Annotated in this window: 10 protein-coding genes and 1 pseudogene; 3 read left to right on the forward strand and 8 right to left on the reverse strand. The window is 57.6% G+C overall.

Going from position 1 to position 10,744, the window contains the following annotated elements:
- Window positions 1-24: 24 nt before the first annotated feature.
- The 6 genes from FJ145_10395 to FJ145_10420 all read right to left on the reverse strand — a co-directional run bounded on the left by FJ145_10395 (window position 25) and on the right by FJ145_10420 (window position 5,507).
- Window positions 25-1,113 carry an ornithine cyclodeaminase family protein gene (locus FJ145_10395; protein MBM4261829.1) on the reverse strand — a complete coding sequence of 363 codons (1,089 nt, stop codon included), beginning with the start codon at window positions 1,111-1,113 and terminating at the stop codon, window positions 25-27.
- Window positions 1,114-1,133: 20 nt separating this feature from the next.
- Window positions 1,134-2,105, reverse strand: a complete 972-nt coding sequence (locus FJ145_10400) for an ABC transporter substrate-binding protein (protein ID MBM4261830.1) — start codon at window positions 2,103-2,105, stop codon at window positions 1,134-1,136.
- Window positions 2,106-2,161: 56 nt separating this feature from the next.
- Window positions 2,162-3,256, reverse strand: coding sequence for an amidohydrolase (locus FJ145_10405; protein MBM4261831.1), 1,095 nt, complete (start codon window positions 3,254-3,256; stop codon window positions 2,162-2,164).
- A gap of 135 nt (window positions 3,257-3,391) precedes the next feature.
- Window positions 3,392-3,616, reverse strand: a complete 225-nt coding sequence (locus tag FJ145_10410) for a hypothetical protein (GenBank protein ID MBM4261832.1) — start codon at window positions 3,614-3,616, stop codon at window positions 3,392-3,394.
- Complete coding sequence (locus FJ145_10415; GenBank protein MBM4261833.1) at window positions 3,553-4,386, reverse strand: ABC transporter substrate-binding protein; 834 nt, start codon at window positions 4,384-4,386, stop codon at window positions 3,553-3,555. The genes FJ145_10410 and FJ145_10415 overlap by 64 nt, the downstream gene beginning before the upstream one ends.
- A gap of 20 nt (window positions 4,387-4,406) precedes the next feature.
- Window positions 4,407-5,507, reverse strand: coding sequence for an ornithine cyclodeaminase family protein (locus FJ145_10420; protein MBM4261834.1), 1,101 nt, complete (start codon window positions 5,505-5,507; stop codon window positions 4,407-4,409).
- Window positions 5,508-5,781: 274 nt separating this feature from the next.
- Here FJ145_10420 and FJ145_10425 point away from each other — a divergent pair, with 274 nt between their 5' ends.
- The 3 genes and pseudogenes from FJ145_10425 (at window position 5,782) to FJ145_10435 (ending at window position 8,153) form a co-directional block, all read left to right on the forward strand.
- Window positions 5,782-6,879, forward strand: a complete 1,098-nt coding sequence (locus tag FJ145_10425; GenBank protein MBM4261835.1) for an ornithine cyclodeaminase family protein — start codon at window positions 5,782-5,784, stop codon at window positions 6,877-6,879.
- Window positions 6,880-6,976: 97 nt separating this feature from the next.
- Entirely contained in the window at window positions 6,977-7,771 is a 795-nt protein-coding gene (locus FJ145_10430) for a VOC family protein (GenBank protein ID MBM4261836.1), read from the forward strand.
- A 49-nt stretch (window positions 7,772-7,820) separates the two neighbouring features.
- Window positions 7,821-8,153, forward strand: a pseudogene (locus FJ145_10435) (DUF433 domain-containing protein).
- Window positions 8,154-8,188: 35 nt separating this feature from the next.
- Here FJ145_10435 and FJ145_10440 read toward each other — a convergent pair.
- Window positions 8,189-8,935: a 3-oxoacyl-ACP reductase FabG gene (locus FJ145_10440; GenBank protein MBM4261837.1), complete on the reverse strand. Its 747-nt coding sequence runs from the start codon at window positions 8,933-8,935 to the stop codon at window positions 8,189-8,191.
- 52 nt (window positions 8,936-8,987) lie between these two features.
- Window positions 8,988-10,166 carry a hypothetical protein gene (locus tag FJ145_10445; GenBank protein ID MBM4261838.1) on the reverse strand — a complete coding sequence of 393 codons (1,179 nt, stop codon included), beginning with the start codon at window positions 10,164-10,166 and terminating at the stop codon, window positions 8,988-8,990.
- Window positions 10,167-10,744 lie beyond the last annotated feature (578 nt).

Raw genomic sequence — 10,744 nt, forward strand, 5'->3', positions numbered from 1 at the left:
GAAACTCGATTCCGGCGCGTCGGTTCATGGCGAGGGCATGAACCCCTTGTCCATCCACTCGCTCATGTCGGCGCCAAACCATTCGCTCGGCAATTCTCGCCCCAAACCTTGTTTTTTGCACGCTTCATAGATCAAGGCCCCAGTGGCTGCGAATTGAATGCCGACGCCCGTGTTGCTCTTGTAATAGATGATCTGCCGGTCGTTTTGCCGACCAGCGTGTTTCCCGATTAGGACTTGCCCGAGTTCACAAATCTTATCCCAACCAAGCTTCTCCCCGTCGATCAAATCGAGCAATTCGCGCTGCTGATTGGTGATGGCTGTTTCTTTGTTGTTGAGCACGATCAGATCGGCGCGGGTCATCGTTGTTGCGTCCGCTTCGCTGCGCCGGTGCACCCCATCGGTATTCACGATGGTTGTCACCAACTGACCTGGCTCCAGCCATTCGCCTTTGAAAACCGGTTCGCTGGAATTGGACGCGCACATGACGATATCCGCGCCCCTCACCACCGCTTCAGCGCTGGTCACCGGCTGCACCTCGACGTTCAGCTTCTCGGTCATCTCTTCAGCAAAGCGATCACGGTGCTCTTTGTTGGGGCTGTAGACGCGGACCGCTTCGATACTGCGCACCGCGCAGATTGCTTCCAGATTCGTTCTCGCCTCGTTGCCCGAGCCGAAAATGCCGACGACTTTGGCGTTGGTTCTTGCGAGCGCCCGGTTGGCAATCCCCGTAGTCGCTCCGACGCGGATCGCCGACATGCTGAAGTCGTGGATCAGCGCCAGCGGCTCGCCGGTTTGCAAGCTGAAGAGCAGGACAAATCCCCAGCTGCGCTTGAGCGGCGACGGAAAATCTAGCCGCTTGCTGCCAGCGACCACATGCTCCTGCACAATCGTCGAGTCGTAGCGCAGCGCCGCCACGCCGGCGCTCGGCACGGCACCGGGAATGATGTTCGCCATGTAGCCAGGCTTGTCGACAGCGGGCGGCACCTTGTAACGGGTGCGCGGTTTGTTTACGGCAATGCCGCGCGCCTCTTCAGCAAAGGCCCGCGCCATGGCGTCGATGCAATCGCGCATGTTCAACACCTGGCGCACTTCGGGATCAGTGATGAGCAGCATAAACGCGCTCCGGAGTTCCGCTATCGCAGTGCCTCTTCGACGTAGCTGTTGTCGTAGGTTTGTCTGGGGTCCAACTGCCTCGCCTTGGGATGATCGAGAAACTTGATCGCGTTGGCCATCGCCTTTTCAATGACGCGCAGGCTGGTCGGAAAATAGGGCTGGAAAAACTCAAAGGTATGTTGCAGCGTCGTCTCGTCCTGCACGCGGGTATATTTGCGCAGCGCCTTTTTGCTGACCGCCGCGTCGGTTTTTGATAGCACCAGCCCTTCGTTCATCGCGCGCAGGAAGCCCAGCCAGACGCGCCGGTTGCGCTGGTCTTTCAACCAGGATTCGCGGGCGGCGATAGTCGCGTTGGGAAACAAACCATACTCGGTGTCGGGCGGGCGAAACAGCAATTGAAAGCCGGCCTGTTTCGCACGCAGGCCAAAGGGAAAACCGATCATGGCGGCATCCACCGCGCCGTTCACCAGCGCCATATAGGACTCGCCGACACCGCCGGCTTGAATGAAAGCAACATCGTTCGGTTTTAGCCCACGCGAGTCAAGCATTGAGAGCCCGGCAAAATAAGTCGACGCACCGATACGGCTCACCGCAACTTTTTTGCCTCTTAGCTCGTCGACGGTTTTGATCGGCGGGCGCGCCCAGCCGTCGATGGTGAGGACTTGTAGATAGGAGCCGATGACCATCAGGTCGGTGCCCGCAAGCCGGCTGGAAATAATCCCCGCGCCGCCGGTGAGCCCGATGGGAAACTCCCCCGCCATCATCGCCGCGTTGATCAACGGCGAGCCGCCAAAAAACACCGGCGCGACTTCAAGCCCATGCTTTTGAAACAACCGCTCCTCGACGGCGATGAAAAACGGCAGCGTCGCCGCCGAGATCGGCGAATAGCCAACGGTGAGCTTGTTCAGGTCAGTTTGCGCCGCCTGAAGACGGGTAGCGCACATGAAGACAAGCGCAACTACGAACCCAGTCCTTGGAACCCTGCGATCCATCGGATCACCTCTTGTAGACCTCGCCGCTCACGATAACGCGCACATATGCTCATGAGTCATGTCAACCCGTAGAGCTTACGCGGATTGTCACACAGAATCTTCTCTATCACTTTCGGCGCAACATCTTCCCGCCCACGCATATTCTTGACGAACTCCGGCTCCTTGGAGGGATCGTTGTGGCCGTAGTCCGAGCCGATCACGATGTGCTCCTCGCCAATATAGTTGAGCAAATGCGGCAGCTCTTCGTCGGCTTCGCAGGCGATCCAAAAGCGATATTCGCGGAAAAAGTCCTGCGGATTCTTAGTCTTGAAATCGGGACGGGCCGAGCGGCGCAGGACGTGCCAGATATACGGCACCCAGCTCGCCGCCGCTTCGATGTAACCGAAGCGCAGCTTGGGAAACATTTCGGGAATACGATTGGCGACCAAATCGCGGAACGCCACCACCGGCAGCACCCGGTTGTGCGCAAACGTATGATTACGCTCGACGTCGAAGAGCTGCATCAGATGGCGGCTGCCCGAGCCAGTGTGGATGCAGATCGTCAGGTCGAGCTTCTCCGCAAGGGCGTAGACGGGATGTAGAAATGGATTGTCGAGGGTCAAATTACCTTCCATACCGCGAAAGAACACGCCCACCGCACCCTGCTCTTTGGCCCATTTCATCTCTGCCAGCGACGCCTCGGGATCGCGCAGCGGTAAAATCACCGCCCACTTGAGCCGGTCCGGCGCCTTGGCGCAGGCCTGCGCGACGAAGCGGTTGTAGGCGCGGCAGAGCGCGACATCGAGCTGCGGGTCGTCGGTGAGGTGGACGAGAAACAACGTCGGATAGATCACCTGCACGTCGACACCGATCTTGTCCATGTCGCGCAGCCGCGCCGCCGGATCGGTCAGCTCGCGCACCGCGAGATGAATATCACCGCGGCCCGACTCCTTTTTCTGCGCCGATGGCGTGATCAAGCTAAAGCTCGCCTTGCCGGCCGGCTTGGGAAATATCTCACCGTCGATCAACCAAAAGGCGTTGCGCTCAGCGTACCAAGTGTCGTCAGGAATGCGCGCCAGCACCGGCCGGCGCGGATACATTTCTTTGTCGATGAATTGCCACATCGCCTCCGACTCAGCGATGTGGGTGTCGGCGTCTAAAACTCCGGGCATAAAACTCTCCGTTCAAAGTTCATGGTTCAGCGTCAATGCGGTTCTTCGGTCTCGGACGGGCGCGATGAATCGCGCCCCAACATCCGAATTCCTTTTTGCCCCTTTTGCGCTTTTCGCGGTTAAGCCTCCGATCCTTCACTTCTTGAATTTGTCGATGAATCCGCTTTTGCGGATTTCGTCCAGTACGCTGCCGTCTAACAGCCGCAAGCTCTCTGGCGTTTGGCCTTTCGCTTTGGGATTGTCTTTCGCCACCTGGCCCAGAATGAACTCTATACCCTTCCTGTCTGGCATCACCATCACGCCGTCACCGTATTTGGCGAGATAGTAATCGTAGCCAATACTGGCGTCTTCCTCGCCCACGCGGTTGTATTTTTTATCAGCTGCAGCGCCAACCCTTTGTCGTTCTTCAGCAGAAAATATCCTTCGATGATCGCCTTCATCGCGTTGACGATTTTAGCGCGATTGGCCTCCAGGTAGCCGCGGCGCACTAGAAAACAATTCTGCGGAAACGGCACACCGCTTTCTGCGAGATCGATCAGCGAGTTGAGCTTAAATTGCCTGGCACCGATGGTCGTCAAGGGTTCCGCCAACAAGGTCGCCTGAATCGTATTGTTTGCCAGAGCGGCCAATCGCGTTGCGTTGCCGCCGACCTGGACGATCGTCACGTCTTTTGGATTGACGCCAAGTTTCTCCAAGGCGACCTGAGTGGCGTAGTCCGACGCCGAGCCGAAGCGGCTGATAGCAATGCGCTTGCCTTTCAGATCTTCGGTGCGCTTGATGTCCGGCCTAACCAGCAACTTGTTCGGGATAAAGTTGATCCCGCCCGCAATAATCGTCGTGTCCGCGCCTTGTAAATTGGCGGTGATGCCGAGGGCGCCGGTCGTAAAAACGATCTGTATTTCGTTGGCCAAAAGCGCCTGCATGGCGGGCGTGCCGCTTTCCAGCGCCAGATACTCGCCATCGAGCCCGTACTTTTGAAACAGCTTCCGTTCATAGGCCGCCCACACGACGCCATGAATCGCGGTCGAAAAGCCGCCGCTAGCGACGCGAAACTTTTCCTGGGCGAACGCATTAGCCTGCGCCACAAACGAGATCGCGGTCAGAACCACTGCGATAACAAACTTGATCATTTTCCATGCCTCGCCAATTTCTACGGATGCACCGTTTCCAAAAACCAGTCCGTCGGTATCTCTCGCCCGACGCCTTTTTCTTTAGCCGCCAGATACACCGCGTTGCCCACCGCCGCGAATTGTATGCCCAAGCCGATGTTGTTGATGAAACAAGTCACTTCCTGATCGGAGCCCCGCCCTGGCACTTTGCCGCCGATGACGTCTTTCAGCTCCGGCGAGTCGATCCAATAGGGCGCGGCCTCCTGTTCGGCAACAGATTTTTTGTCACCGCGTAGAAAATCCACTGGGTCGTGGCACCAGACCTTTTCATCGCCGTAGCCGGCGATGTAATTCTCGGGCGCGAAGTTCTTGGCGTGAATCACGATGCGGTTCGCTTTGCGAAACGTCTCATCGCCCAACTCAGAGATCTTGACGCAGGTCGCATGCACACCAGGCTTCATCCACTCCGGCAAAATGACACGGGTGATCGCATTGGTCGCCGCTACGAGAATGTCCGCTCCATTTGCGGCGGCCTCCGCCGAAACCATCGGTTCCACCGGCACGCCGACGAGCGCTTCCATTTCCTTGGCAAACTTCTCCCGATTGGCCTTGGTCGGACTGTAGGCTTGCACGCGCTTGATATCGCGCACACCGCAAAACGCCCGCACATGGGCACGCGCTTGCCAACCGGAGCCGAAGACCGCCAGCACCGACGCATCTTTGCGCACCATGTGTTTACCCGCCAGCGCGCTGGTCACCGCGACGCGCAGCCCTTGAATCACACCGTCGGGAAACATCGCCAGCGGCTCGCCGGTTTCGGCGGAATACAACTGGATCAAGCCGACCCACTTGTTCCCCGGCGCCGCGGGGACTTTGTCTTTGACGACTCTGTTTTCGCGCTGTTCCCATTTGATCACGTCGGAGTTAAGCCGCAGTGCGACGACCTTCGATTCGACCAGGCCGCCCTCCATGGTCTTGAAAGCATAGACGCTTCCTTCATGCACACCGGGCAAGTAAAGATCGCTGCGCGGCCGGTTCACGGCCGTGCCCTGCGCTTGCGACCGGTAGGCTTGCTCCAGAGAGCTCACCGCCAAGTCGACAGTCAGCAAATGGTCGATATCGTCATTACTCAGAATAAGCATTGTGACCACCTTGGAAACGTTATATGAACGGCTATATCAACCGCTGAAAGCGGGTGTCAACGAAGGAATTTCGGAATTTTCTCGCGCAGAGGCGCAGAGGGCGCGGAGCTGGAAAGAGCGTTTCAGCACGAAGACACGAAGGTAACGAAGTTCCGAAAAAAGACATTTACGTGGTAAAGCTCTAAAACATTTTCAATTATCCATTACCCATTATCAATTTTTCCTTCGTGCCCTTCGTGTTTCGTCGTGAAAAAACAAAAAAAGGAACAGCCGCATGATTTTCCTTACCAACGAGCACATCGAGCAGGTCCTCGACATGAAAACCTGCATCGATGCCATGGAAGAAGCTTATCGCGATCTCAACGATCTCAAGGCCGGTTACCGGCCGCGCATTGATTTCTATGTGCCGCAGGAGCCACACTATTATCGCTGGGGTACTATGGAAGGGGCGTCGCGCAAGCTCGGCGTTTTTGCCATTCGGATGAAGTCCGACATGCTCGCCTGGGAAAATCAGGACGGCTTCATGGTTGAAGACAAATATTGCATGGAGCGCGGCCGCTACTGCGGTCTGATCTTTCTCACCAGCACGCGCAACGGCGAGCCGTTGGCGATCATGAACGACGGTTACTTGCAGCACATGCGCGTCGGTGCTTGCGCTGGATTGGGCACGAAATATTTGGCACGCAAGAATGCCAAAGTCATGGCGATGATCGGCTCCGGCGGCATGGCGCGCACTTATGCCGAAGCAATCAAGCATGTGCGCGATCTCGAAGTCGTGCGCGTCTTCAGCCCGACGAAAAAGAACCGCGAAGCCTACGCCGCCGAGATGACACAAAAGCTCGATATCGAATTCATCGCCGTCGACTCGCCGGAAAAAGCGCTCAAAGGTGCCGACATCGTGTCGCTGACCACGGACTCGCTCGTGCCGGTGATCAAAGCCGAGTGGCTTGAACCGGGCACGCACATCAACAACGTGCGCAACAACGAAGCCGGTTCCGATGTGCTCAAGCGCGCCGACGTGCTGGCGCGGCTCGGCACGTCAACATTGTGGGCCGACCGCAACGCTCCAGAAGTCGTTACCGGTAGCGACGGCATGTTCGGCTTCATCGCCGGCAGTCCGGATGAGAAAAAGAAAATCCCCTCATCGCCGCACCAAGAGATCGATAACCCCAGCATCGGCACCGTGCCCGATGTCATGGCTGGCCGCTGGGTGGGCCGCGCCAACGACCAGCAGATCACTTTCCTAAACAACCAAGGCACCCAAGGCTTGCAGTTCGCCGCCGTCGGCGGCACGGCGTACAACTTGGCCAAGGCCAAGGGCCTCGGCCACCCGCTGCCGTTGGAATGGTTCACGCAAAACATTAGAGACTAAGTAAAGTCTTGCGTCTAGGGTCTAGTGTTTAGCGTTTTTCCGGAGACACTAGACTCCAGACGCTAGACGCCAACCGCCAACCGCTCCGGAGGTTTCCATGTCGACTCTTCGTTACGTCGCCTATCTCGCCGATGATCCGGCCAAGCTCGTCGACTTTTATCATCATTTTCTTGGCACCGAAGAGTTGGGCCGCACGTCCGAAGGTGACATCACCATCACCGACGGATTTTACAACATGACATTTTTCAAAAATCGGCCCGCGCTGGGCGAGATGCAGATGAATAACGGGCTGCATCACATTGGCTTACAGGTCGAAGACCTAGAAGCAACAAAAGCGCGCTTTTTGAAGTTCAACCCGCGCGGCATGATCATTCAAGAAGCGAATGACCTACAACATGGCCAACTGCGCCTACACGACCCAGAGTGTCGCCCGGTGACAATCTCGACGACGAGCTTCGGCGTGCCGACAAGCAAAGAAAAAAAATTTCCGCGCATCCGCCACATCGCCTACAACGCCCTCGACCCGGAAGTCATGCTGCAATTTTATTCGCAGGTGCTCGGTCTGCGCGAAGTACCGTCGAGCTACCTGCGCCGCCAACAGGGTCTAGGCAACCGGTTCTGCGGCGACGGCAAGACCAATCTAGCGATCCATCCGTTCTACAGCCCAGTGGAAGGCCACGAAGCGAAGTACGGCATCAATCACGTGGGATTTTTGACGAACACCATGCAGGCAACGATGGCCGAGCTGAGCAGTGTGCTAAAAATCGCGCCGCGCCCGTCGACTCGGCCCTACGCCGAATTCCGCTTCCGCGATCTCGAAGGTAACGCGTTGGACTTGTCGCAGACAAAAGGTTGGGAGGTGGACGTCGACAAGTGGGAAACGGCGGCGTAGCCGATCTTTCGCTAAGTGCTATAATTGACCGCGTAAGGAAGGTTTCTTCGTGACTCTAGAAGACATCGAACAGCTAGTCGCCCGCCTCACGCGCGCGGAAAAGGCCCAACTAATCCAACCGGTGGCCAGAGACCTTGGGAACGAATTCCCCCGGCATTGAAAGCAATCCGGACGTGTGTGTGGGCGAACCCTGTATCGTTCGAACTCGCATTACTGTTTGGCTTCTGGTCCAGGCACAGCGTTTAGGAACAAACGAAGCCGAGCTATTATTTATAAAAAGGTATCCAAGCCTTCGTGCCGCCGATTTAACCCACGCGTGGGCATACGCGAGCGGCACAAAGAAGAGATCGACGAGCAAATACGCGCTAACCAAGCCGCCTAAACCGACCCGGTTAGTAAAACCTGCGACGCTGTTGCTCACCCGACAAAATGAAACCCGCCGTCCACGTTGAGTAACTGCCCACTCATAAAATCGCTTTCGTTTGAGGACAGAAACAACACCGTTCCCACCAAATCGTTTTCGACTTGGCTGCGTTTGATGCTGCGCTGCTGGGCGCGGATTTTTTCATACTCCGGGTCCACTTGGCGGCCTTCGGTGACCACGAAGCCAGGGCTCACCGTATTCACGCAGATATTCCAGTCGCCCAACTCCTTTGCCATCGCCCGCGTCATCGCGATCAGCGCGCCTTTCGATGTCACGTAGTGAATGTAGTTGGGGTTCCCTGTTAGCGCGACGTTGGATGAGATGTTGATGATCTTGCCGCTCTTTTGCTTTTGCATATGCGGCGCAACGGCTTTGGCACACAGCCACGAGCCGCGCACGTTGACCGCCATCGCCTTGTCGAATTCCTCGACGCTCATTTCCCAAAACGGCCCCTTCCAGACAGTCATGAAATAGGCTGCGTTATTGATCAGAACATCGACGGTGCCGAACTGCTTGACGGTTTTTTCGACCATCGCTTTGACGCTCTGCTCGTTGGCAACGTCGCAGGCCATGCTGATCGCGGTACCGCCCATATCTTTGATCGCCTTGACGATCTGATCGGCGGGTGCAATATCGGGCAGCGACACCTTCGCGCCCTCTTTGCCAAACGCCATCGCATAAGCTTTGGCGATCTTGCCGCCGCCACCGGTGATGATAACCGACTTATCTCTGAAGCGCATCGAGAGCTCCTTTTTGTAAAAATGGTCGGCACCGCGCCGAAGGAGGGAAATCTCACTCGCAAACTAGCGCTAGCACACCCGTGTAGGCAAACAGCCGATTGGCTTTGCCGAGGGGCGCCAACTCGTAGCCGCCAAACATGCCGATCAACGGGAAGTCGCCCAAGGTTCGATGAATATACGCCGAATCGATGCCCGGCATGCCGTAGAGCGAGCTGCCGCGAGCACAGCAATTGAAGTAAACCCCGAAAGCGGGTTTGCGACCGGCGAGATTTTCTTTCTGGCGCAACAGCATCTGGCCAAGATCATCTCGGGCGCGCTGGCCATCACGAAACACAAAAATCATCGACTGTCCCTCATGCACGGTGTCGGCAACGCCGACGATTCCCTTGTCAGGATCGAGGCCGATGATATTGCGCACCAGGTAGCGTCCCGGCGCGACGCTATTTTCAGCCGGATCGCCGGGCAGGCCGACGAACAAGAACATCAGCGCCCGGCGCAGATCTTGAGCCAGCGGACCCTTTAGCTGTTCGGAAAACACCTCGATGGCGGGCCGATGATCGATCTCGTAAATCAGATTATTTTCCGCTTTGGTAATCGTCATCGGTGGCGTAATCGGCTGGCAACCCTGAGTGATGTCAATCTGGCTGTGAAAGTTTCCTGAGAGATAGACTCCTGCCAAGGCGTTGCTGGTGATCTTGTCACCGCACAGTTGGAAGGTCGCGCCGGCACCGCCGCCCTCGGAGGCGCCCGCCCCTACCACTGGATGAAACCCGGCTTTGCTCGCCATACTTTGCAGCAAGGCTTGCGGCTGGCCGTTGTAGGTGTCGGGGAAAAACATCATCAGCGAGTTCTCTTCATGACTCTTGCTGAGAAAGCCGCCGATGCTGTCGCCCAGGTGGGCTTCGTTGTCGCGCAGCGGCGCCAGCACGAAAGGGCGCGCCATCAATTGGTCGGAAGCGAACACCAGCACCGCCACACCGCGGCTGCCTTCGATTTCGCAGGCGCCGGTGAGCACGCCGGCGGCGCTGCAGCCGACAATCGACTCGGTTTGTGCGGTGCGATTGAGGGCAGCCGTCAATTCTTGTTGGCGTGCAGCGTGGTCGGCGGTAAAGAAGACCAGCGCCATGTCGGCGCGCTCAATGCCGGCCTGCGCTAGGGCTTGCTGAGTCGCGGCTTCGACGGCTACCTGCGTCGAGGATTCATCGGATTGTCCGGCACCGGCTTTGATCATAACCGGACTATAGGAGAGTCGCCGCTCCGCGGTCAAGCCGCACTGACAGTGATACGAAACCAGGCGGCATTGGCGCCAAAGCGCGCGCTCGGCAGGACCCCGGCTCCCAGTTCGTCTTTGAGGACGCGGTGCACGTGCTCGATGGTCCCCACCGCCACGTCCTCCAACCGATCCCCGCCCGCAGCAATCAGCGTGACGATCGCCTCGAGCTTTTGCTCCGGGGTAAAGCCCCGCTGGCGCTTGGACCGCGGGCAACTCTGAAGCTGCTACTTCATCGAACTCCCAGCGCCCGCATCGTCTCGACTACCAAAGGTAAGCCCGCCCGCGCCGTTCGCTCTTCTCGTTCGCCCTGCTCCATCACAAAGGGCAAGATACCCTGACGGCAGTTTTTGCGCACCCCTAGCCCCATCTTCCTTAACTCTGCGGCCGCTGCCCTGTGCGCCGTCGCTCGCGCCCCTGGCGCCTTAAATCCGACAGCTCGCACGCCCTCAGCTCGTTAATCAAATCCCAAAGCCTCCTGTAGCTTCGGATGGCCGCCTCGATTTGGGCCTCATCTTCGGCACGCACGTGCAGGGCCT

The organism is Deltaproteobacteria bacterium (genome assembly GCA_016874755.1).
Classification (GTDB): Bacteria; Desulfobacterota; Binatia; order UBA9968; family UBA9968; genus DP-20.

What these genes read in the sequence shown, in the direction of transcription:
- FJ145_10430 (MBM4261836.1), top strand. Translation starts at nt 6,977, where the DNA reads ATGTCGACTCTTCGTTACGTCGCCTATCTCGCCGATGATCCGGCCAAG.
- FJ145_10445 (MBM4261838.1), bottom strand. Translation starts at nt 10,166, where the DNA reads ATGATCAAAGCCGGTGCCGGACAATCCGATGAATCCTCGACGCAGGTA.
- FJ145_10440 (MBM4261837.1), bottom strand. Translation starts at nt 8,935, where the DNA reads ATGCGCTTCAGAGATAAGTCGGTTATCATCACCGGTGGCGGCGGCAAG.
- FJ145_10425 (MBM4261835.1), top strand. Translation starts at nt 5,782, where the DNA reads ATGATTTTCCTTACCAACGAGCACATCGAGCAGGTCCTCGACATGAAA.
- FJ145_10420 (MBM4261834.1), bottom strand. Translation starts at nt 5,507, where the DNA reads ATGCTTATTCTGAGTAATGACGATATCGACCATTTGCTGACTGTCGAC.
- FJ145_10415 (MBM4261833.1), bottom strand. Translation starts at nt 4,386, where the DNA reads ATGATCAAGTTTGTTATCGCAGTGGTTCTGACCGCGATCTCGTTTGTG.
- FJ145_10405 (MBM4261831.1), bottom strand. Translation starts at nt 3,256, where the DNA reads ATGCCCGGAGTTTTAGACGCCGACACCCACATCGCTGAGTCGGAGGCG.
- FJ145_10395 (MBM4261829.1), bottom strand. Translation starts at nt 1,113, where the DNA reads ATGCTGCTCATCACTGATCCCGAAGTGCGCCAGGTGTTGAACATGCGC.
- FJ145_10400 (MBM4261830.1), bottom strand. Translation starts at nt 2,105, where the DNA reads ATGGATCGCAGGGTTCCAAGGACTGGGTTCGTAGTTGCGCTTGTCTTC.